This window comes from Caulobacter sp. FWC26 (assembly GCF_002742645.2).
Taxonomy (GTDB): Bacteria; Pseudomonadota; Alphaproteobacteria; order Caulobacterales; family Caulobacteraceae; genus Caulobacter.
The window spans coordinates 4,189,599-4,211,138 of sequence record NZ_CP033875.1; the positions used below are offsets into that span (position 1 = coordinate 4,189,599).

Here is a 21,540-nt window from a genome sequence, read left to right on the forward strand (position 1 = left end):
TGTTGTAGATCAAGTCACCCGGGCAAACGCCCGTCTTATGGTCAAGTTCCCGACCTCGCGCCGCGCGACGACGAACAGCCTTCGTTTCGCTCCTCGCCCGGTGTAGTAAGAAGGAACTTACTCATTCCAAGGCTCGCCGACGTGTCCACCTCCGCCATCGATCCGGTCTCTTTCTCTCTCTACGCCAAGGACTTTTCGCGCTTCGCGCAGGAGCTTGGCGCCTCGTTCGAACGCTACGGCTTCGCGGTGCTGTCCGACTATGATCTGGATCAGGCGCGCATCGACGCCGCCGTCGACTCCGCAAAAGCCTTCTTCGCCCTGCCGGTCGAGACCAAGAAGCAGTACGCCGGCGTCAAGGGCGGCGCGCGGGGCTACATCCCGTTCGGCGTCGAGACCGCCAAGGGCGCGGACCACTACGACCTGAAGGAATTCTGGCACATGGGCCGCGACCTGCCGCCCGGCCACCGGTTCCGCGCCCACATGGCCGACAATGTCTGGCCGGCCGAGATCCCGGCGTTCAAGCACGACGTCAGCTGGCTGTACAACAGCCTCGACGCCATGGGCGGCAAGGTGCTGGAGGCGATCGCCACCTATCTCAAGCTGGACCGGAACTTCTTCTACCCGACCGTGCAGGACGGCAATTCGGTGCTGCGCTTGCTGCACTATCCGCCGATCCCCAAAGACGCCACCGGCGTGCGCGCCGGGGCCCATGGCGACATCAACACCATCACCCTGCTACTGGGCGCCGAAGAAGGCGGGCTGGAAGTGTTGGACCGCGACGGCCAGTGGCTGCCGATCAATCCGCCGCCGGGCTGCCTGGTCATCAACATCGGCGACATGCTCGAGCGCCTGACCAACAACGTCCTGCCCTCGACGGTGCACCGCGTGGTCAACCCGCCGCCGGAACGTCGCGGGGTGCCGCGCTATTCGACGCCGTTCTTCCTGCACTTCGCGTCGGACTACGAGATCAAGACGCTGCCTAACTGCGTCACGGCCGAAAACCCGGATCGCTATCCGGAGTCGATCACCGCCGACGAATTCCTTCAACAGCGCCTGCGCGAGATCAAGCTGGCCTGACGACTACCCGCGTTGGAACAACGAGCCCCGCCGAAACCCGGCGGGGCTTTTCTATTTGGAGATTCGAAGCGAGGAGATTTCCTGGGCGATCGCCTTGAAGGACGACTTCAGCTCCGACCCGGTGGCGGGGAAGAAGGCCTTGGACGAGTCCGAGGCGCAATCGGTCAGGAAGCTCCTGGCAGTGGCGTCCGAACCGACGTCGAAGCCTACGGTGTAAAGCGTAATATCGTAGGCGCTGTTCTTGATCGCGGTACAGAGCGCCCGCGCCTGCGAGAACGAGTCGCCGTTCGTCGCGTTGCAATTGATGTGATCATCATCGCTGCCGCTGCCAGCGCCGGCGTTCGCCGCGATAACGCCGTTGCAATAGGGCGTGTTGAAGGCGCCGTCCGTCATCAGGATCACGACCTTCATCAGGTCCTTGGTCTTGTAAGCCGCCGGACGCTGCGACGCGCTTGGCCAGATATAGCCGAAGTTCGGCGCGACCATGTACCAGCCCCAGGCGAGACCAATATGGCCTGCCGTCGAGCCGCCTGCGGCGTAGGCGTTGATCTGGGCTTTCAGCGAAGCCTTGTCGCTCGAAAGCGGGGTGATCTTCGCGGACGGACAGGGGTTGGGGGAGTTGGTTTCGGGCGATACCGATGGATAGTTCGTTCCCACATAGGCGGTGCTGGGCGCAGCGTCCGTGTAGGCCTGAGGCCCCGTCCGCTCGCTGACGCAGGTACTGATGGACCGTACCTTGTTATTTCCCCAGTTACTGACATAGGCGAGACGTCGGCACCCTGGGGTCGTGCTCTGCTCACAGGTCGCCGTTCCCCCACTGGTGTAGGCGGCCGTTCCGAGCCCTGCGACGCCCGTGTCGAACGTCGTGCTCGTCAAGCTGGTGATCGAGACCGTCTGGCCGTTCAGCGTCGTCGTGCCGCCGATCCCTGTAAAGCTGATCTGGTCGCCCGTAGAGAAACCATGTGACGCGCCCGTCGTAACCACGAGGCTGCAATTGCTCGTGAGGCATTTCTGGATTGTGCCGCCGCTTGAATAGTTGGACTTCAGGGTCGTGTTCACCCCATCAAGCCATACGCGGTTGTTCGTGTCGCGCCTCACCGTGTAGGTCTGCCCATTAAGGCTCGACATGCTGTTCGAGCCGCTGGCGTTGATGCCAGTGATCAGGACTTTGTCGCCAGTAACCAAGCCATGGTTGTTTGAAGTGACCCTGGCGGGCCACGCCTTGGTGATCGCCGTGATCGGCGTACCGCTCGCCACCCACGCAACATTGCTGACATCGCGCACCGGAACCGGCCCACGAACAGCGTCGGCATAGGTGTCGACGTTCACACCGGCCGCATAGGGCACGAGGGCGATCTTGGAGTAGAAAGGCGTTTGGGTGTCACGGACGATGATATCCACGAGATCCGACGCCGCGACCTTCAGGTCGGCGATCCGCGTGCCGCCCATCGAGCCGGTGATGTCGAGCACCAGAGCCACTTCCAGGTCCTTGGACGAACGGACAACCTCGGATCGGGCGGTGACGGTGAAATCGCCCCTTTGCCAAAAATTGGCGATGATCGGCTTCAGGGTGGCGGTGACCGAGCCGACGACGCGGTTGTTCGTCCCCGCCGTGAAGGTCGAGTTCGACGCCGTAAGGCCCAGGTTCATCCCCGCGATCTCGGCCAGGAAAGCGGCGTCGCCCGCAGCGTCGAGTTCGGCGTCGGTCGCAGCGGTCGAACGCGCGGCGATCAGGGTCGCCGCGTCCAGGGCGTCCTGCATCTGACGGCGCTGGAGGCTGAGGCGTCCGACGTCCACCAGGCCAAAGATGAGGATCGACAGCGGCAGGGCCAGCAGCGCGAACTGAACGGCGATCGCGCCCCGCTCATCGCGCCGCAGACGGCGGGCGAGGGCGGCGACGCCTTCGCTCAGACGTCGGAAGAAGCGGCCTTGGATGGGCATGGGACGGTGCGGACCTCTTGGTTATGCCTGAATGTGCCGGATGACGGTGAACAACTGGAAAATGCCCGTGGTGAACGGGCGCGGCACGCGGGCTTCGACTCCGGCCGTCGCTGACGCTAAAGAGCGGCCATGCCGTTCACCGCCACCGTCCTGACCATGTTCCCCGAGGCCTTTCCGGGCCCGCTCGGTGTCTCGATGATCGGGACCGCCTGGAAGGAGCAGGACCTGTGGCGTTTGGAAACACTGGACATTCGCGCCTTTTCCAAGGATAAGCGCGGCTTCCTCGACGACACCCCCGCGGGTGGCGGCGCGGGAGCCGTGCTCAAAGCGGACGTTATCGCCTCTGCGCTCGACAGCGTGGAGATCGATGGACGGCCGCTTTTGTACATGAGCGCCCGGGGCAGGCCCCTGACCCAGGCGCGCGTTCGGGAGTGGTCCAAGGCGCCGGGTATCGTGGTGCTGTGCGGCCGCTTCGAGGGGGTGGATCAACGGGTGCTTGACGCCCGAGGGTTCGAGGAAGTCTCGGTCGGAGACGCGGTCCTTGCCGGTGGCGAGGCGGCGGCGATGGTCGTGATCGAGGCGTGCGTTCGACTAGCCCCGGGGGTTCTGGGGAACATCGAGAGCACGCTGGAAGAAAGCTTCGAGGACGGTCTCCTCGAGCATCCGCAGTACACTAGGCCGCGGACGTTCGAAGGGCTCGAAATTCCCGAGGTGCTGCTGTCGGGCGATCACAAGAAGATCGACCAATGGCGCAAGCGTATGCGTGAAGAAACGACCCGCGAGCGGCGCCCGGATCTCTGGGAAGCCCACCTCGCCAATCAACAGGCAAAAGGCGACCCGAAGCCGGGTAAGCCCAAGGAGTAGTGACCATGGCTGCGAACATCATCGCTCAGCTCGAGCAAGAAGAATCGGCCCGTCTGCTGGCCGCCCGCGCGATCCCGGATTTCCGTCCCGGCGACACCCTGCGCGTCAACGTGAAGATCAAGGAAGGCGAGCGCGAACGCGTTCAGGCCTACGAAGGCGTCTGCATCGCCCGCGCCGGCACGGGCGTGCACGAGAGCTTCACGGTCCGTAAGATTTCGTTCGGCGAAGGCGTGGAGCGTCTGTTCCCGCTGCTGTCGCCGAGCATCGAAAGCATCGAAGTCAAGCGTCGCGGCGTCGTCCGTCGCGCCAAGCTGTACTACCTGCGCGACCGTCGCGGTAAGTCGGCCCGTATCGCCGAGCGCGCTGGCGGCCCGAAGGCTTCGGCTTCGGCGGCGTCGGAAGACTAAGTCTCCGACTTCGGAATTGAACGAGGCCCCGGCGGAAACGCCGGGGCCTTTTTCTTTGCCGATCGGCTCCGGGCGCGGTTCTATGCCCTTACACAGAGGGAGCCGCCGCCATGATCACCCTTTTCGGCGAGGGCCGCGGATTCCGGATCGCCTGGCTGCTGGAGGAGATGGGCCTACCCTATCGCCTGAGGCCCGTGGACATGCTGGCTGGCGTCGAAAACGATCCCGAGTTCATGGCCATCAACCCAGGAGGCTTCATCCCGGCCATCCAGGACGGCAAGACCATCATGGTCGAGTCCATAGCCATCATGGAATATCTGATGGGCCGCTATGGCCCGACGCCCTTGGCTCCTGAACCGCGCGATCCCGCCTTTCCGGCCTATCAGCAGTTCCTGCACCTGGGCGAAGCCGGCCTGGCCACTCCGATATTCATTACCGTCGTCAGCCAGATCCTCGCGCCCGAGGCCGAACGTGACAACTGGGGCGCCCGGAAAGGCCAAGCGATGTTCACGGGGCGTCTGGCTCTAGTGACACGCCAGCTAGCCCGCGAGCCCTACATGGCTGGCAAAACGTTCACGGCGGCCGACATCTCGGTCACCTACGCCCTCCAGTTCGCTCAGCGCACCGTCAACTATTCGCTCGGCGATCTGGAATTGGCATATATCGACCGAACCACCGCGCGCGAGGCCTACAAACGCGCCATGGACACGTGTCAGGCCACAAAGGCATGGGCGGAATCCATCGACCGTCAATCGCGGACATCACAGTCAAGCTCCGTGCAACCACACACAACTTGACAAACCGCAGCGCCGTGAGAAGCTCGCTTCACCCCCGACATTGTCGGGCTTCCAGACCGTCTCCTTTCTAGTGGACGGCCCTCTTCGGGCGGAGCCCATCGGCCCCCGAAGGCTGAAAATGATGCGAGGGCGCGCCGACAGGTCGAAAGACGGGCGCGCCCTTTGTCTTTGTTACCGTGCTGCGGGCGAACGCGGCGCAAGAATTTGGCCCGAGCAGCGCCCGCCTCTGGATTTCGACGCACGATCCGCCCTATATCGCGCCCATGTCCGGCAAAACCCTTTACGACAAGATCTGGGACGCCCACGTCGTCAGCGAAGCAGGCGGCGAAGCGATCCTCTATATCGACCTGCACCTCATCCACGAGGTGACCACGCCGCAGGCCTTCGCGGGCCTTCGCGCGGCCGGCCGCAAGGTGCGTCGGCCCGATCGCACGCTCGCCGTGGCCGACCACAACATCCCGACCGAAGGCCAATCGCTGGGCGTCGACGCCGTGGCGGACGAAGAAGCGCGCCTGCAGCTCAAGACCCTGGCCCGCAACGTCGCCGACAACGGCATCGAATTCTTCCCGATGGGCGACATCCGTAACGGCATCGTCCATGTGGTCGGACCCGAGCAGGGTCGCACCCAGCCGGGCATGACCATCGTCTGCGGCGACAGCCACACCTCGACCCACGGCGCCTTCGGGGCTCTGGCGCACGGCATCGGCACATCCGAGGTCGAGCACGTGCTGGCCACCCAGACCCTGCGACAGAAGAAGGCCAAGAACATGCTGGTCCGCGTCGACGGCCAGCTGCCGCCCGGCGTCACCGGCAAGGACGTGGCGCTCGCCGTGATCGGCGAGATCGGCACCGCCGGCGGCACCGGCTACGTCATCGAATTCGCCGGCGAGGCCATTCATGGTCTGTCGATGGAGGGCCGCATGACCCTCTGCAACCTGACCATCGAGGGCGGCGCCAAGGCCGGTCTGGTGGCCCCAGACGAGAAGACCTTCGCCTATATCCAGGGCAAGCCCGCCGCCCCCAAGGGCGCGGCCTGGGACATGGCGCTGAGCCACTGGAAGACCTTCTTCACCGACGAGGACGCCGTCTTCGACCGCACGGTCGTGATCGACGGCTCGGCCCTCGTGCCGATGGTCACCTGGGGCACCAGCCCAGAGGACGTCATCCCGGTCACCGGCGCCGTCCCCGATCCGGAAAGCTTCGCCACGCCGGACAAGCGCGCCGCCGCTCACCGGGCCCTGGACTATATGGGCCTGAAGGCCGGCCAGCCGATCTCGGAAGCCCGCATCGACCGCGTCTTCATCGGCTCGTGCACCAACAGCCGCATCGAAGACATGCGCGCCGCCGCCGCCGTGGTGCAGGAAGCCTTCCTGCACGGACGCATGGTGGCGCCGCACGTCAAGGCGATGGTGGTGCCCGGCTCTGGCCTGGTGAAGGAGCAGGCCGAGGCCGAGGGCCTGGACGCCATCTTCAAGGCCGCCGGCTTCGACTGGCGCGAGCCGGGCTGCTCGATGTGCCTGGCCATGAACCCCGACAAGCTGGCCCCAGGCGAGCGCTGCGCCTCGACCAGCAATCGCAACTTCGAAGGCCGCCAGGGCCGCGCCGGCCGCACCCACCTCGTCTCCCCCGCCATGGCGGCGGCGGCGGCGATCGCGGGCCACCTTGTCGATGTGCGCACCCTGTTCTCGGAGACCGCCCAATGAAGGCCTTCACCCGCCTCGACGGCCGCGCGGCTCCGCTGGAGCTGGCCAATATCGACACCGACCAGATCATTCCCAAGCAGTTCCTCAAGACTGTGGAGCGCGAGGGGCTGGCCAAGGGCCTGTTCTACGACTTCCGCTTCGACGCCGACGGGAACGAGATCAGCGACTTCGTGCTGAACAAGCCGGAGTACAAGAACGCGTCCGTGCTGATCGCCGGGGACAATTTCGGCTGCGGCAGCTCGCGCGAGCATGCGCCCTGGGCGCTGATGGACTTCGGGATCATGTGCGTGATCTCGACCAGTTTCGCCGACATCTTCTTCAACAACTGCTTCAACAACGGCCTGCTGCCGGTGGTGGTCAGCCCGGAAGACCTCGCCCTGCTGATGGACGAGGCCAAGGGCGGCAACCACATGGTCAGCGTCGACCTCGAGGCCCAGACCGTGATCTCGCCCTCGGGCAAGACGATCGGCTTCGACATCGACCCGGTCCGTAAGGAAAAGATGCTGAAAGGTCTCGACGCCATCGGCGAGACCCTGCAGCACGGCGGCGACATCGACCTGTTCGAGAGCAAGCGCGCCATCAGCCAGCCCTGGCTGGAGGCTTAAGGCAGCAGTAAAGCGTATCCTCCCGGCCGCAGCGCAGCGGAGAGCCGGGCCCCAGAGGCCGATGCACTGCGGTTGCCCCTGGGTCCCGGAACGCGCATGCGCGTCCGGGATGACACGGAATTTTGGGACGTTGAGCGAACATGACCATCATCCTCGCCGGCACGATCCGCATAGCTCCCGAGCGCTTGTCCGACCTGCGGCCACACCTGCGCGCCCAGGTCGAAAGCAGCCGCGCCGAACCGGGTTGCCTGGACTATGCCCTGACCGAGGACCCGCTCGACCCAGGCCTGATCCGGGTCTACGAGCACTTCATCGACGAAGAAGCCCTGGCCTTCCATCGCGCCAGCCCGCACATGGCGGCCTGGCGGGCCTGCTGGCCGGAGCTCGGCGTCGGCGAACGCCGTATGTCTTCGTTCGACGTCTCCGCCTACCGCGAAATCTGATCCAAGAGAGCCCCATGTCCACCCTGCTCCTCCTGCCCGGCGACGGCATCGGCCCGGAAGTCTGCGCCGAAGTGCGCCGCGTGGCGGCCGCCCTCACCCCGGACCTGAAGGTCGAGGAAGCGCTCTATGGCGGCGCCAGCTATGACGTCCACGGGACGCCGCTGACCGACGAGGTCCGCGACCAGGCCACCGCCAGCGACGCGGTGTTGATGGGTGCGGTCGGTGGTCCCAAGTGGGCCGACGCCCCGCGCCACCTGCGCCCAGAAGCCGGTCTTCTGAACCTGCGCAAGGCGATGGACGTCTTCGCCAACCTGCGCCCGGCCTATTGCTTCGAAGCCCTGGCCGGCGCCTCCAGCCTGAAGCCGGAACTGGTCTCGGGTCTGGACATCCTGTTCGTGCGCGAACTGGTGGGCGGGGTCTATTTCGGCCAGCCGCGCGGCATCGAAGACCTGGCCGATGGCCAGAAGAAGGGCTTCGACACCCAGGTCTATACGACCAGCGAGATCGAGCGCGTCGGACGCGTCGCCTTCGAGCTGGCGCGCGGCCGCACCAACAAGGTCCACTCGGCCGAAAAGTCGAACGTCATGGAGTCGGGCCTGTTGTGGAAGCAGGTGATCACCGACCTGCACGCCCGCGAATATCCGGACGTCCAGCTGGAGCACATCCTGGCCGACAACTGCGCCATGCAGCTGGTCCGCGCGCCCAAGCAGTTCGACGTGATCGTCACCGACAACCTGTTCGGCGACATCCTGTCGGACGCGGCGGCCATGCTGACCGGCTCGCTGGGCATGCTGCCCTCGGCCGCTCTGGGCGCGCCTGGCAAGCCGGGCCTCTATGAGCCCATCCACGGCTCCGCCCCCGATATCGCCGGCAAAGGCCTGGCCAACCCCCTGGCCGCCATCCTGTCGTTCGAGATGGCCCTGCGCTGGTCTCTGGGCCAGACCGAAGCCGCCGACACGCTGTTGACGGCGGTGAAGGCCGCCCTCGACAACGGCGCCCGCACTCGTGATCTGGGCGGCTCGCTCACCACGACGCAGATGGGCGACGCGGTCCTGGCGGCGCTTTAGGCCCTTTTCCAACAAGCGTTTCACCCTCTAGGCTCCTCTCAACGACAAGAATTGGGAGGAGCCCATGATCCCGGGCCTGATGCAGACGACGCCGCTGATGATCAGCGGCATCCTGACCTACGCCGCCCAGGCTCATGGCGCGCGCGAGATCGTCTCGCGGCTGATCGACGAGCCGCTGCATCGCTACGACTATGCGGGCCTGGCGCGCCGCGCGGCCAAGGCCGCCCACGCGCTCCGAGGGCTGGGGATCAAGGCCGGCGACCGGGTCACCTCCCTGGCCTGGAACACCCATCGGCACCTGGAGCTGTTCTACGCAGTCCCGGGGATCGGCGCTGTGCTGCACACGGCCAATCCCCGGCTGTTCGACGAGCAGATCGTCTACACGATCAATCACGCCGAAAGTTCGGTGCTATTCTTCGAGCGCAACTTCCAGGCCCTGGTCGAGCGGATCACCCCGCAACTGACCACAGTGAAGACCTTCGTCATGCTGTCCGACGCCGAGCGGACCGCCCCCGGCGCGGTCGGCGCGGTCAGCTATGAGACCCTGATCGCGGACGAACCCGATACAATCGCCTGGCCCAGCTTCGACGAGAACGCCGGGGCCTTCCTCTGCTACACCTCGGGCACCACGGGTGATCCCAAGGGCGTGCTCTATTCCCACCGGGCGGTGGTGCTGCACGCCATGGCTGGGGGTCTGAACAGCGCCTTCGGCTTTACGCCGTTCGACGTGGTGATGCCCTGCTCCAGCCTCTATCACGCCACCGCCTGGGGCCTGCCATTCAGCGCGCCGATCTGCGGGGCCAAGCTTGTCCTGCCCGCCGACAAGATGGACGGCGCCAGCCTGCACCAGCTGATCGACGGCGAGGGCGTCACCTTCACGGGCGGCGTGCCGACCATCTGGACCATGTATCTGGACTGGCTCGACCGGAACGGCCAGCGGCCGGACAGCCTGAAGAAGGTCGTCATCGGCGGCAGCGCCGTGCCGCGGGCCATGGCCGAAACCTTCAAGCGCCGTTACGGCGTCCAGACCCTGCAGATCTGGGGCATGACCGAGACCTGCCCGATCGGTGTTGTCGCCACCCCCACCCCGGCGCTTGCGTCGCTGGGCGAGGAAGCGATGGACGAGGCGATCTGGACCCGCCAGGGCCGGCTGCAGTTCGGCATCGAGCTGAAGGTCGAGACCGAGGACGGCCAGGCCGCGCCCTGGGACGGCGAGACCTCCGGCGCGCTGCTGGTGCGCGGTCCCTGGGTGGTGAAGCGCTATTTCCGAAAGGAGGCCGACGCCGCCCGCGAGGACGGCTTCTTCGACACCGGCGACATCGCCACCCTGGACGCCAACGGCTTCATGCGCATCACCGACCGCCAGAAGGACGTCATCAAGTCGGGCGGCGAGTGGATCAGCTCGATCGACCTGGAAAACGTCGCCGTCGGCTGTCCCGGCGTGAAGATCGCCGCAGTAATCGGCGTGCCGCATCCCAAGTGGGAAGAGCGCCCGATCCTGGTCATAGAACCCCACGACGGCGCGGAGGTCACCAAGGCCGCCGTGCTCGACTATCTGGCGCCCCGGATCGTCAAATGGTGGACGCCCGACGACGTGGTCTTCGCCGCCGTGCCGCTGACCGCAACCGGCAAGATCGACAAGAAGGTCCTGCGTCAGGCGTGGAGGGACCACCTGATCGGCTGATCACAGCTTCAGCCGCCAGCTCTCCGAAATCAGTCCCTCGGCGAAGCCGTCATAGTCCCAGCTTTCTTCCAGCACGAAGCCGAAGCGGGCGTAGAGGCGGCGCGCCGGCAGCAGGATGCTCTGGGTCCACAGCACCATCTCCGCGTAGCCGACCTCGCGGGCCCGGGCGATGCAGGCGGCGATTAGAGCCTCGCCGACGCCCATCCCTCGCGCCGAGGGCTCGACCAGCAGCAGGCGCAAGCGGCCGACCGTTTCGGTCTCCTTGGCCAGCATGATCGAGCCGACCGGCGCTCCCTGATGTTCGGCGATCCAGCAGGCCTCCCGGACCGGGTCATGGGTCTTCACATAGTCCGCGACGACTCCGGCCACGACGCCTTCGAACCGATGGTCCCAGCCCTGCTCGGCGGCGTAGAGTTCGCCGTGGCGCTGGATGATCCAGCCCAGATCGCCCGGACGGGTAGCGCGCAGCTCGACCATGGCTAACCCGCCTTCGCCGGGTTTGGGGCGACGATCAAGGGGGCGAACGACAGAAGGTCGAGATCCAAGACGGCGGTGCTCATGCGCCCATCTGACGCCCCTGCCGCCAAGTCATGCAAGCCGGTCCAAGCCGCCGCCGCTACAGCCGTTTCGATCCGATGGCCGCTTCACGCCTATCGGAGAATATTCTAGGGCAGCGGCCGAGATTTCCGGTTCTCGTCGATGGCGACAAAGGTGAACACGCCTTCGGTCACCTTGTGCGCCTGCTCGCTGTCGCGCGGACGCCGCCAAGCCTCGACCTGCACCTTCAGCGAGGTGCGGCCCGTATGGATCACCCGCGCGAACAGGCTGACCTCGTCACCGACAAACACCGGACTGATGAACGTCATGCCGTCGATCGCGATGGTCGCGCAACGGCCTGCGGCGCGGTGGAACGCGATCGAGGCGGCGGCCAGATCCATCTGCGACAGCAGCCAGCCGCCGAAGATGTCGCCCTCGGGGTTGGTGTCGGACGGCATGGCGATGGCGCGCAGCACCGGCGCCTCGTGCGGCCACTCAGCCTTTTCCCACGCCTTGGCGAGGGTTTCAGCGCGCTGCGCCGCAGGGATATTGCTCATCGAGGCCAAGCACGCGGCCTAGTGGCCGCCGGCGCCTTCATAGACGCCCGGCGCCAGAAGCTCGCTCTCGTCGCCCTCGCCCGTCGTCGCCACGAACCGACGGTCGCAGTAGGGGCAGTCGACAAAGCCGGCCGCACCCATCTCCAGCCAGACGCGCGGATGCCCCAAGGCGCCCCCGACGCCGTCGCAGGCGATGCGGTGAGAGCGGACCGCGATCGTCTCCGGCGCGGGACCGGCGATGGCGGCCGGATCCATGGCCGTCGGAACGGTGGCGTTAGCGGGCGTGATCTTGGCCTTGGCCATGTAGGGAATCCCTGAATTCGGAACGCGGCCTTGGCGCGGCGGCGAACGAGGCATACCTATGCGACGCTGAAAGGCGCCGTCAATCGACGCGCGCCTGTTATGACGTTTCCCGGCCCACCGCCGGCCCGCTTTGGACGCTCCATGGACCTGCCCGCCTACGCCATCGAAGCCGAAGGCCTGTACAAGACCTATGCCGGCACCAAGACCTCGCCGGAAAAGCGGGCCCTGAACGGCATTGACCTGAAGATCCCTCGCGGTTCGATCTTCGGCCTGCTGGGTCCGAACGGCGCGGGCAAGTCGACCTTCATCAACATCCTGGCCGGTCTGGTCCGCAAGAGCTCGGGCACGGTGCGGATCTGGGGGCGCGACATCGACCAGCGCCCGCGCGACGCCCGCGCCGCCATCGGCGTGGTGCCGCAGGAACTGGCCGCCGATGTGTTCTTCACCCCGCGCGAGTCGCTGGAGGTGCAAGCGGGCTTCTATGGCGTGCCCAAAAGCGAACGGCGCACGGACGAACTGCTGAACGCCCTGGGACTTGGCGACAAGGCCAACGCCTATGTGCGCCAGCTGTCGGGCGGTATGAAACGCCGCCTCATGGTGGCCAAGGCGATGGTCCATCAACCGCCGGTGCTGATCCTGGACGAGCCCACGGCCGGGGTCGACGTCGAGCTGCGCCGCCAGCTCTGGCAGTACGTGACGGGTCTGAACCAACTGGGCGTGACAATCGTGCTCACAACCCACTACCTGGAAGAAGCCCAGGAGCTCTGCGACGAGATCGCCATCGTCAATCGCGGCGAAGTCGTCGCCTGCGAGCCGACGGCCAAGCTGCTGAGCCGGATGGACAGCCGCAACGTGGTTGTGACCCCCGAAAACCCCGTATCGGTCGCTCCGGCGTTGCAAGGATTCGACACCAAGCTGCGTTCCGGCGGCGGCTTCTCGGTCAGCTATCGCACGGGTCAATCCAGCGTCGAGCAGGTGTTGGCCGCCGTCCGCGCCAGCGGCGTTCAGATCAAGGACATCGCCACCGAGGACCCCGATCTCGAGGACGTCTTTGTCGCCCTGACCTATGGCGATCCCAACGCAGCCGATCCGACTAAGGACTGATCACTCGACGCGGCCTCGGCGCCGGAGGACGATACCGGCTTGTCAGGGCGGGCGGCGCGCGCCAGCTTCGCGCCTCCGGCATGGGGCGGGGCGTGAGGGGCGATGCGATTTCTTGGACTGATTCTGGCCTTGTGGCTGGGGCTTGGCGCGGTGTCGCACGCCCAGCCTGCAAAGCCGATCCCGGTGAAGGTCGTCGTGCTCACCACTTTCGAGATCGGCGCGGTGACGGGCGATCGCCCGGGCGAGTTTCAGCCTTGGGTCGAAGGCCTGCCGCTGAACGAAGTCATCCAGGTCCCGGGCCTGCGGCATCCGGCCCGTTATTCGCCCAAAGACGGGGTCCTGGGCGTGATGACCGACATGCGCGCCCGAGCTCGCGAGAGCGTTGCGGCCTTGCTGCTCGACAAGCGGTTCGACTTCTCCAAGACCTACTGGCTGGTGGCGGGCATCGCCGGCGTCGATCCCAAGGCGGCCTCGATCGGCAGCGCCGCCTGGGCCCGCTATGTCGTGGACGCCGATCCGATCTACGAGGTCGATGACCGAGAAATCCCCGCCGACTGGCCCTACGGCCTCTACGCCCTGGAGACCGAGCGTCCGAACGTGAAGGGCTCGGCCGAAGGCTCCTCTGGCATGGTCTGGGCGCTGAACTGGCGACTGGTCGATTGGGCCTACAGCCTGACCGCCAAGGTCGAGATCCCCGACCACCCCGGCCTGGCCGCGCTACGGGCCCCCTATGCCGGCGAAACGAACGCCCAGCGCCCGCCCTTCGTACTCAAGGGAGAGGCCCTGGGCGCGACCCGGTTCTGGCACGGCGCCCGGCGCACCCAATGGGCGCAAGACTGGGTCAAGCTGTGGACTGACGGCGCAGGCGTCTTCGTAATGACCGACTGCGAGGACCAGGGGATCCTCGACGTGCTCGACCTCTACGCCAGGACCGGCCGCGTCGACTTCCAGCGCGTGATGGTCCTGCGCACCGCCAGCAACTATTCTCGCCCGCCGCTCGGCGCGCCGACCTTTCCCCGCGCCTTCCACGACGAAGGCGCGATGTCGGCGTTCGACTCGGCCTACCGTGTCGGCTCGGTCGTGGTGCGGGAATTGACGGCTCGCTGGGACCGCTACGAGACCAACACACCGGACCTGACCGCGATCGGGGGCGCGGCGAAATGATCGAAAAGATCTTCAAGCTGTCGGAACAGGGAACCTCGGTGCGCACCGAGGTGCTGGCCGGCTTCACCACCTTCCTGACCATGGCCTATATCGTGATCGTCAATCCGGCGATCCTGGGCCAGGCCGGCATGCCGATCGCGGCCGTCGCGGCCGCCACCTGCCTGGCGGCGGGCCTGGGCAGCATTCTGATGGGCGTGATCGCCAACTATCCGATCGCCCTGGCGCCCGGCATGGGCCTGAACGCCTATTTCACCTTCACGGTGGTCAAGGGCATGGGCCTGCCGTGGGAAACCGCCCTGGGCTGCGTGTTCCTTTCGGGCGTGGCGTTCCTGGTGCTGACGGTCGCCGGCATCCGCCAGTTGATCGTCGGCGCCATTCCTCGCCCGCTGTTCTCGGCCGTCGCGGCCGGGGTGGGCCTGTTCATCGCCTTCATCGGCCTGAAGGAAGCCGGCATCATCGTCCCCGACCCGGCCACCACCGTGGCGCTAGGAGACCTGACCAAGCCGACGGCCGCCCTGTCGATCCTTGGCCTGCTGGTCATGGGCGCCCTGATGGCCTGGCGGGTCAAGGGCGCCATCCTGATCGGCATCCTCGTCGCCGCCGGCGCCGCCTGGGCGCTAGGCATGGCCAAGATCACGCCCGGGGAGTACGGCCTGGCGGCCCTCACCGCCACGGCCTTCAAGCTCGACGTTCCCGCCGCTCTCCACCTGAACGGCGCGGTGGGCATGGCGCTGGCCGAAGTGATCTTCGTCTTCCTGTTCGTCGACCTGTTCGACAATGTCGGCACGTTGGTCGCGGTGACCAAAAAGGCCGGCCTCGTCCAGCCCGACGGCACGATCCCGCGCCTGAACCGCATCCTCACCGCAGACTCGATCGCCACCATCGGCGGTTCGCTGGCCGGCACCTCGACCGTTGTCAGCTATATCGAGAGCGCCTCCGGCGTCGCCGAGGGCGGCCGCACCGGCCTGACCGCCGTGGTGGTGGGCGTGCTGTTCCTGCTGACCCTGTTCTTCGCGCCCTGGGTCCAGGCCATCCCCGCCGCCGCCACGGCGCCGGCCCTGATCGTCGTCGGCTCGATGATGGTCGGCGCCTTGGCCGATGTCGACTGGGACGACCCGAGCGTGGCCATCCCGGCCTTCCTGACCGTGATCGCCATCCCGCTGACCTTCTCGATCGCCAACGGACTGGCGTTCGGCATCACCGCCTATGCGGGCCTCACCCTGCTGCGGGGCAAGGCCAAGCCGAAGGACTGGCTGCTGTTCGTCCTGGCCGGCCTCTTCGTGATCCGCTTCATCTATATGGGAAAGGCGTGAACGACCGCGCGAGACCGTTTGCGCCGGGCTCGCCTTTCGGCTAAGACCCGCTTCCCGTCTCCTTGATCTCCAAGGCGACGAGAAGGCACCCGTAGCTCAGCTGGATAGAGCGTTGCCCTCCGAAGGCAAAGGTCACACGTTCGAATCGTGTCGGGTGCGCCAGTTTCATCATGAAATCCAATTACATACCCAGCCCATCTTAGGACGAGCTTGGTAGTCATTTCTCCCGGAAGCATGCCGGAAGCAAACTGCCCCCCCTAGATATCCGCAGAAGCGCACCGCCTTCCTCGATCCGGAAGCAAGCCAACCTCGTTAGACACGCGCGCATGGCAGGTACGCGCCATAAGCGGATGTTTCAGGGCCTCCAGCAAGTCGACCTTCCATGGAGCCGCACCGCGCTCCGGGCCATGCCCAAGCCAGCAAACTGATGCGCTGAAGATTGATCTTCTCGAACGTCTCCAGAGCCCCATCGAGCGGCTCTCTCCCTGCTCGCGATCAGAACCGCGCGATGAGCTTTAAATGCAATCCTTGGCTGGACCCGTTTGACACCAGGGTGCTGCGGTAGGAGGCGTCGATGTCGAGGTTGTCACCGAGCGTCCAGCGCCCGCCCAACTCGAGCGCCAAGCTATCGCGCGACCAGCCGTCGAGGCTGACGTTATAGAGCGGGCCGTCTAGCCAGTCGGCGTAGGATATCGTCTGGTCGCCAGGCTGTTGAAACTCATGGCGCCATTCCATCCGGGCCGACGGTGCGAAGACGAATGTCCGAGCCTCGACGATCCATTCCAGCTTGACACCCAAGTTGCCGGTCACGGTCGCGGGGGTGATCGCCTGATAGTGCAAGGCGGAGATACCGGCCCCCGTTTCGGTGAAGGCTGCGAGCGAGGCCCGACTGGTCTCCATCCGGCCATAGAGCGACCGGGCCCTACGGCCGGACCGGCGATCATAGGCCAGGCCAACCGAGCCGAAGGTGAGATTCCCCGATCGCCGGCCAAGAGCGAAGCCAGACTCCTCGGGCGACCAGCGACGGGAGCCGTAGTCCAACCGCCCGTAGCCGATCAACCCTTCCAGGTGCAGGTCGGGCGCGGCGCGCCAGCTTCCGTAGAGCACGCCGACCAGGGTCTCGCTGTCAAACGCCGTGCCTTGGCTGCCGATGCGGGTGCGATCACCGCCATATCCAAAGCCGCCGCCCAAGATCAGGTTGTCGTTGACCTTCAAGTCGGCGCCCCCGCTCACGCCCGAGGTGCTGAATCGGGTGTCGCGCAGGCCCTGGGCGTCGCGATGACCCCAGTCCAGGCCGCCACCCGCCCACACCCCGACCTTGGACGGCGATCCAACCCGCGCCTTCGGGCTGGACGCCGGGTCAGACAGCCCGCTGTCGTCGTCCGCATCTGACGCGGATGAGGCCAGAGCGGCGCTACGCATCTTGAAGCCGTCGAGGAAGGCTCGCTCCTCCGCCTGGTAGGCCCGGTCGCGCGGAGAGCGACCCTGCTCGTCCACGTCCAGACCCAACTGCTGCTGAAACTCAACATTGGGCGTGCGCTTAGTGTCCCTGAAGGCGCCCATGTTCACCGATAGCCCGTTCTGGCTTCGATTGTCGCCGCCGCGTATTTGCTCAAGACGCCGGCTGAAGTTCTCGGTCTGGGCGCGGGCGAAGCGCCAGGCCGTATCGGCCTGGCCGGAAATCAGGGCGCGCGTATCAGGATCCCGCGAAGGGTCCGGACGGGGCTCTACCGTGATTTGAACCAAGCCGGTCGAGGTCGCGAAGGCGTTCGAAAGAGTGAATCTGACGTCCACTTGGCCGGCGAACTGGCCATCCGGCGTGAAGGTGAGATCATAGGTCCGCGCCCCCGCCGAGCCGCCCGCCGTCAGGGTAGCCTTCCCGGCGCTGGGAACCGACAGACTGACGACGGCGGCGGAGATGAATGGGCCGCCTTGGGCGTTCGCGGTCACGCTGGTGGTGACCGGACGGCCCGCCTGTGTCGTGATCTTGATCGGAGCCACGACGGGGACTGGATCTGCCTGCAGATCGATACGCCCAACCCCGGAGGATCCGAACGGCAACTCCACCACGTAGTCTAGCGACGCTGCGCCGCTCCCACCCGCGCCGGGCGCGAACACCAGGGTCAACCCCGAAGTTATCGCCGTCCCGAAAGCCGGAGCGCGGATGATCCGCAGGCCTTGGAATGGCCCCCCGATTACGCCCGTCGTCGGGGTCAGAGTCACCGAGCCGCTGGACAGCACCCGAGCGCTTAGATCCGGAGCCTTACCCGGGACATTGAAGGTAAACACGACCGGCGCTGAACGTCCCCCCTGTCCCACAGCAACCAGGGTCACCGTATCCACGCCCATGAACCCAGGATTCGGCGTGTAACGGAGGCGGTAGCCGAGCATCGAACTAGAACGCGGCCGGCTGGGGCGCGCGACGTCCTCGGCCAGCGCCATCGACGAGCCCAAGATCACCTCCTCGATCGCCACTTGGCCATATTGGCCCGGCGCGGTGACTTCAAATCCCGTCACGCTACCCGTTGCGACGGTGGTCAAATCGACCGTAACCGACGCCCCTGAGCCGCCTGCCGCAGACGGGACAACTGCCGTCGTCGCGGTCGCGGGCAGACTTACCACCACCGGCGCCGGCGGCGGGCGCGCGACCGCAAGAGTAATTGTCGCCGGAGCTGACGTGCCGCCCGGACCGGTGGCCGTGTAGGTGAAGCTGTCAGCGCCGAAAAAGCCGGGGTTCGGCACATAGATCGCCGTCGCGCCGTTGATCGTCACCTTGCCGTTCGTGGGCGCGGTTGCGACCGTAAGCGCGGTGAACACGCCGCTCGCCGCCAGTCTGACCGTCTGGCCCGCCGAGTTAAAGGCGACATTGACGGAGTCTGCCGCGACCGTCGGCGCGTCTGGCCGGGCCACTGTCAGGGTGACCGTCGCGGGAGGCGACACGCCGCCCGGGCCTGTAGCAAAATACGTGAAACTGTCCCCACCCGAAAATCCCGGGGTTGGGACATAGACCGCGGTCACGCCGTTGATCGTCACTGTACCGTTCGTGGGCGCGGTCGCGACAACAAGCGCAGTGAAGGCGCCGGTCGCTTTCAGGCTGACCGCCTGGCCCGGTGAGTTGTAAGCGACATCGGCAAAGGCGGCCGCGACCGTTAAAGTCCGAGGCGACGCCACGGTCAGGGTCACAGTCGCGGGAGCCGAACCGCCGCCAGGGCCTGTAGCCGTATAGGTAAAGCTGTCAGAGCCGGAGAAGCCCGGGGTCGGGACGTAGAGCGCGGTCGTGCCGCTGATCGTCACCTTGCCGTTCGTGGGCGCGGTGGCGACCGTCAGCGCGGTGAACACGCCGCTCGCCGCCAGGCTGACCGCCTGCCCGACTGAGTTATAGGCGACATCGGCGGAGACGGCCGCAACGGTTGGCGGCTCAGGCCGCGCGACCGTCAGGGTCACGGCCGCCGGAGACGACGTGCCGCCGGGGCCTGTCGCCGTATAGGTGAAACTGTCGGCGCCGAAAAAGCCCGGGGTCGGGACGTAGGTCGCCGTCGCGCCGTTGATGGTCACCTTGCCGTTTATCGGGTCGGTCAAGAGCGCAAGCGCGGTGACCGCGCCGCTCGTCGGCAGAGCAACGGTCTGGCCCGATGAGTTAAAGGCGACATTCGCTGAGGCGGCCAACGCCGTCGGTGCGTCGGGTCGAGCCACGTCCAGCGTTACAGTCGCTGCATTCGATGCGCCGCCAGGGCCACTGGCCGAGTAGGTGAAGCTGTCTGCGCCGAAAAAGCCCGGGGTCGGAACATAGGTCGCCGTCGTGCCGCTGATCGTCACCCTGCCGTTCGCAGACGCGCTCGCGACCGTGAGCGCGGTGAACTCGCCGCTCGCCGGCAAGTTGAAGGTCTGCCCCGGCGAATTGTACGCCACGCTAACGGAAATCGCCGCGACCGTCGGAGCCCCGGGCGGAACCACCCGCAGGGTCACAGTCGCTGGGGCAGAGGCGCCACCCAGGCCTGTGGCTATGTAGGTAAAGCTGTCCCCGCCCGAAAAGCCCGGCGTCGGAATGTAGGTCGCCGTCGCGCCGTTGACGCTCACCTTGCCATTCGTGGGCGCGCTTGAGATCGCAAGCGCGGTGTATTGACCACTCACCGGCAAACTGACCGCTTGCCCTGGCGAATTATAGGCCACATCGACGGATGTCGACGCGACCGTCGGGGCTGGGGGCAAGGCGACGGTTAGAACATAGGTTTGAGAAGCCTGAGCGTTGACACCCGCCACCGCTGCTTGGGTCGCGGTGATGGTCGCGGCGCCGACGCCGACCGGAGTGACCACACCACTGGCGCTAACCGTGGCGATACCCGGGTCGCTTGAGGCATAGCTGATCGCGCCAAAGTTTCCGCCGCTGAGGGTCGAGGTCGCCGCATTCGTCAGCGAGCCGCCCATGGTCACGCTGGCCGAGGTCGGCGTGGCGAAGGTCAGCGTCGGGGTCGGGGTGAACGCCGCATTGACCGTCAGATCAAAGGTCGTGGTGCCGGTGATCGCTGTCGGGACAGACTGATCGGTCACCGTGACATTATAGGTGGTCCGAGCTTTCGTGCTCGTGGGTGTGCCACTGATCTGGCCCGTCGAGGTGGAGAAGATCAGACCGGTTGGCAGGGCGCCGCCGGAGGTGATCGCATAGGTCAGTGGTCCCGCGCCTCCCGAAGCGGTCACAGGCGTGAAGGCCGTCGCCGCGACGTTTTGGGTCAGGACCGTGGACGCCACCGCTTGGGTGACCGTGAGGGTGGGGTTCACCGTGATCGCGAGAGGAGAGCCCTCTGCGCCCGCAGCGGCGTTAGTCGCGCTGGGGGCGCCCGTCGGAACGCTTACCGAACCGGCCGACGCGCCGCGAACCGTGACGGTGAAAGTGCAGGAACCGTTGGCGCTTATCCGCCCGCCGATGAGCCTCACCGAGCCGCCGCCCGTAGAGCCTAACAAGGACGCGTTGGTGCAGGTGGTGGTGAAATCGGATCCTGAGTTCTGATGAATGACCAACTCGCTCGGCAAGGTCAGCGTCGTCCCGACGCCAGTGATCAGAAACGCGTTCGGGTTGCTCAGCGTGAACGTCAGTTGGGTGGTCCCGCCGACGGCGATGGCGCCGGGAAATGTTGTCCGGCTGACGGTGATGGTGGGTGGGGCGGGAACGCCCGCGGTAACGGTCAGGTTCTGCTGACCGCCGCTCGAGCCCGTGAGACTGAAACCACTGACGCCGTTTGCGGTCGTGGCGGTTGGAGACTGCGGATTGACGTATCTCGTCCCGGTGGGTTGGCCTGCGGGAATGTTGACGACGACGGTGCAGGAACTGTTGGCGGCGAGCGTCTGATTGCTCAGGGATACTTCGCCGAAATCTATGCGGGGCGACGACGAGCAGGTGCCTGCGCCGAGGCTTATGGTTGCTCCCGAAAAACTCGAAAGGTCGGTCGCGGGCAGCCTCACGCCGCCAAGCGCGACGGTGTTCGGGTTTGTCAAAGTGATCGTCAGGGTCGTCGACTGATCCTGCCGGATCGAGCTGGCGGCGTAGCTGGCGGCCACCGAAGGCCCGCGCACCGAATACTGCGTCAGGGTTGAAGACACGGAAGCGGCATATCCCGTGCCGCCCGAGTAGTAGGCGACGATGCTGCGGGTTCCCATCGGCAGCCCGCCGCCCATCGAGCAACTCGCGACGCCGGACTGCACCTGAACCGACGTACAGCCACTGATATCCGCGCCATTGTCGGTGAACCGGACACTGCCGTTGCCGCTGCCGGGATTGGGCGAGATCGTGACGTATAGGGTAACGCCGCTCGGCGACCCGTAAGGGTTTACAACCGAAGGGTTCTGGGTGGACATCAATGTCGTCGTCGTGGCCGTCTGCGCCATCAAGGACGACGGCGACGCCAGCCCACCGAGAACGGCTACCGCAAGGACGATGGCCCCGCCGAACCCCGAGCGAGATCCGGCTCGAACGGCAGCC

At 66.1% G+C, this 21,540-nt stretch carries 17 protein-coding genes and 1 tRNA gene; 13 read left to right on the forward strand and 5 right to left on the reverse strand.

The window, feature by feature from the left end; genetic code table 11:
• Positions 1-141: 141 nt before the first annotated feature.
• Entirely contained in the window at positions 142-1,077 is a 936-nt protein-coding gene (locus CSW63_RS21580) for an isopenicillin N synthase family oxygenase (protein WP_062096499.1), read from the forward strand.
• 51 nt (positions 1,078-1,128) lie between these two features.
• On the opposite strand, the gene CSW63_RS21585 is transcribed toward CSW63_RS21580, so the two are convergent.
• Positions 1,129-3,018: a ubiquitin-activating E1 FCCH domain-containing protein gene (locus CSW63_RS21585; protein WP_099502990.1), complete on the reverse strand. Its 1,890-nt coding sequence runs from the start codon at positions 3,016-3,018 to the stop codon at positions 1,129-1,131.
• Positions 3,019-3,147: 129 nt separating this feature from the next.
• On the opposite strand from CSW63_RS21585, the gene trmD reads away from it, so the two are divergent.
• The 8 genes from trmD to CSW63_RS21625 all read left to right on the forward strand — a co-directional run bounded on the left by trmD (position 3,148) and on the right by CSW63_RS21625 (position 10,588).
• Complete coding sequence (gene trmD / locus CSW63_RS21590; protein ID WP_062096495.1) at positions 3,148-3,882, forward strand: tRNA (guanosine(37)-N1)-methyltransferase TrmD; 735 nt, start codon at positions 3,148-3,150, stop codon at positions 3,880-3,882.
• A 5-nt stretch (positions 3,883-3,887) separates the two neighbouring features.
• Complete coding sequence (gene rplS / locus CSW63_RS21595; protein ID WP_062096507.1) at positions 3,888-4,289, forward strand: 50S ribosomal protein L19; 402 nt, start codon at positions 3,888-3,890, stop codon at positions 4,287-4,289.
• 110 nt (positions 4,290-4,399) lie between these two features.
• Entirely contained in the window at positions 4,400-5,086 is a 687-nt protein-coding gene (locus tag CSW63_RS21600; RefSeq protein WP_062096493.1) for a glutathione S-transferase family protein, read from the forward strand.
• A gap of 263 nt (positions 5,087-5,349) precedes the next feature.
• A complete protein-coding gene (gene leuC, locus CSW63_RS21605; RefSeq protein WP_062096506.1) occupies positions 5,350-6,789 on the forward strand; it encodes a 3-isopropylmalate dehydratase large subunit in 1,440 nt (479 codons plus the stop codon).
• On the forward strand, positions 6,786-7,394 hold the full coding sequence (leuD, locus tag CSW63_RS21610; protein WP_062096491.1) for a 3-isopropylmalate dehydratase small subunit: 609 nt from the start codon (positions 6,786-6,788) through the stop codon (positions 7,392-7,394). Before leuC ends, leuD begins: the two co-directional genes overlap by 4 nt.
• Before the next feature lie 140 nt (positions 7,395-7,534).
• Positions 7,535-7,837 carry a putative quinol monooxygenase gene (locus tag CSW63_RS21615; RefSeq protein ID WP_062096489.1) on the forward strand — a complete coding sequence of 101 codons (303 nt, stop codon included), beginning with the start codon at positions 7,535-7,537 and terminating at the stop codon, positions 7,835-7,837.
• A 14-nt stretch (positions 7,838-7,851) separates the two neighbouring features.
• Positions 7,852-8,904, forward strand: coding sequence for a 3-isopropylmalate dehydrogenase (leuB, locus tag CSW63_RS21620; protein ID WP_062096487.1), 1,053 nt, complete (start codon positions 7,852-7,854; stop codon positions 8,902-8,904).
• A gap of 64 nt (positions 8,905-8,968) precedes the next feature.
• Complete coding sequence (locus CSW63_RS21625; RefSeq protein ID WP_062096485.1) at positions 8,969-10,588, forward strand: long-chain fatty acid--CoA ligase; 1,620 nt, start codon at positions 8,969-8,971, stop codon at positions 10,586-10,588.
• Here the strand turns inward: CSW63_RS21625 and CSW63_RS21630 are convergent, their stop codons facing one another.
• From CSW63_RS21630 to CSW63_RS21640, 3 genes are all read right to left on the reverse strand, one after another.
• Positions 10,589-11,065 carry a GNAT family N-acetyltransferase gene (locus tag CSW63_RS21630; RefSeq protein ID WP_062096483.1) on the reverse strand — a complete coding sequence of 159 codons (477 nt, stop codon included), beginning with the start codon at positions 11,063-11,065 and terminating at the stop codon, positions 10,589-10,591.
• A 188-nt stretch (positions 11,066-11,253) separates the two neighbouring features.
• Positions 11,254-11,682: an acyl-CoA thioesterase gene (locus CSW63_RS21635; protein ID WP_062096481.1), complete on the reverse strand. Its 429-nt coding sequence runs from the start codon at positions 11,680-11,682 to the stop codon at positions 11,254-11,256.
• An 18-nt stretch (positions 11,683-11,700) separates the two neighbouring features.
• Positions 11,701-11,985: a zinc-finger domain-containing protein gene (locus CSW63_RS21640; protein WP_062096479.1), complete on the reverse strand. Its 285-nt coding sequence runs from the start codon at positions 11,983-11,985 to the stop codon at positions 11,701-11,703.
• 141 nt (positions 11,986-12,126) lie between these two features.
• On the opposite strand from CSW63_RS21640, the gene CSW63_RS21645 reads away from it, so the two are divergent.
• The 4 genes from CSW63_RS21645 (at position 12,127) to CSW63_RS21660 (ending at position 15,728) form a co-directional block, all read left to right on the forward strand.
• The gene (locus tag CSW63_RS21645; protein ID WP_062096477.1) at positions 12,127-13,089 is read left to right on the forward strand and encodes an ABC transporter ATP-binding protein; all 963 of its coding nucleotides are present in this window, start codon (positions 12,127-12,129) and stop codon (positions 13,087-13,089) included.
• 102 nt (positions 13,090-13,191) lie between these two features.
• Complete coding sequence (locus CSW63_RS21650; RefSeq protein WP_062096475.1) at positions 13,192-14,253, forward strand: purine nucleoside permease; 1,062 nt, start codon at positions 13,192-13,194, stop codon at positions 14,251-14,253.
• On the forward strand, positions 14,250-15,566 hold the full coding sequence (locus CSW63_RS21655) for an NCS2 family permease (protein ID WP_062096473.1): 1,317 nt from the start codon (positions 14,250-14,252) through the stop codon (positions 15,564-15,566). The genes CSW63_RS21650 and CSW63_RS21655 overlap by 4 nt, the downstream gene beginning before the upstream one ends.
• A gap of 85 nt (positions 15,567-15,651) precedes the next feature.
• Positions 15,652-15,728 (forward strand) — tRNA-Arg (locus CSW63_RS21660).
• 333 nt (positions 15,729-16,061) lie between these two features.
• Here the strand turns inward: CSW63_RS21660 and CSW63_RS21665 are convergent.
• Complete coding sequence (locus tag CSW63_RS21665) at positions 16,062-21,416, reverse strand: tandem-95 repeat protein (RefSeq protein WP_168193711.1); 5,355 nt, start codon at positions 21,414-21,416, stop codon at positions 16,062-16,064.
• Positions 21,417-21,540 lie beyond the last annotated feature (124 nt).

Coding starts and splice junctions, on each gene's coding strand:
- CSW63_RS21585 (WP_099502990.1), bottom strand. CDS start 3,018: ATGCCCATCCAAGGCCGCTTCTTCCGACGTCTGAGCGAAGGCGTCGCC.
- trmD (WP_062096495.1), top strand. CDS start 3,148: ATGCCGTTCACCGCCACCGTCCTGACCATGTTCCCCGAGGCCTTTCCG.
- rplS (WP_062096507.1), top strand. CDS start 3,888: ATGGCTGCGAACATCATCGCTCAGCTCGAGCAAGAAGAATCGGCCCGT.
- CSW63_RS21600 (WP_062096493.1), top strand. CDS start 4,400: ATGATCACCCTTTTCGGCGAGGGCCGCGGATTCCGGATCGCCTGGCTG.
- leuC (WP_062096506.1), top strand. CDS start 5,350: ATGTCCGGCAAAACCCTTTACGACAAGATCTGGGACGCCCACGTCGTC.
- leuD (WP_062096491.1), top strand. CDS start 6,786: ATGAAGGCCTTCACCCGCCTCGACGGCCGCGCGGCTCCGCTGGAGCTG.
- CSW63_RS21615 (WP_062096489.1), top strand. CDS start 7,535: ATGACCATCATCCTCGCCGGCACGATCCGCATAGCTCCCGAGCGCTTG.
- leuB (WP_062096487.1), top strand. CDS start 7,852: ATGTCCACCCTGCTCCTCCTGCCCGGCGACGGCATCGGCCCGGAAGTC.
- CSW63_RS21625 (WP_062096485.1), top strand. CDS start 8,969: ATGATCCCGGGCCTGATGCAGACGACGCCGCTGATGATCAGCGGCATC.
- CSW63_RS21630 (WP_062096483.1), bottom strand. CDS start 11,065: ATGGTCGAGCTGCGCGCTACCCGTCCGGGCGATCTGGGCTGGATCATC.
- CSW63_RS21635 (WP_062096481.1), bottom strand. CDS start 11,682: ATGAGCAATATCCCTGCGGCGCAGCGCGCTGAAACCCTCGCCAAGGCG.
- CSW63_RS21640 (WP_062096479.1), bottom strand. CDS start 11,985: ATGGCCAAGGCCAAGATCACGCCCGCTAACGCCACCGTTCCGACGGCC.
- CSW63_RS21645 (WP_062096477.1), top strand. CDS start 12,127: ATGGACCTGCCCGCCTACGCCATCGAAGCCGAAGGCCTGTACAAGACC.
- CSW63_RS21650 (WP_062096475.1), top strand. CDS start 13,192: ATGCGATTTCTTGGACTGATTCTGGCCTTGTGGCTGGGGCTTGGCGCG.
- CSW63_RS21655 (WP_062096473.1), top strand. CDS start 14,250: ATGATCGAAAAGATCTTCAAGCTGTCGGAACAGGGAACCTCGGTGCGC.
- CSW63_RS21665 (WP_168193711.1), bottom strand. CDS start 21,416: ATGTCCACCCAGAACCCTTCGGTTGTAAACCCTTACGGGTCGCCGAGC.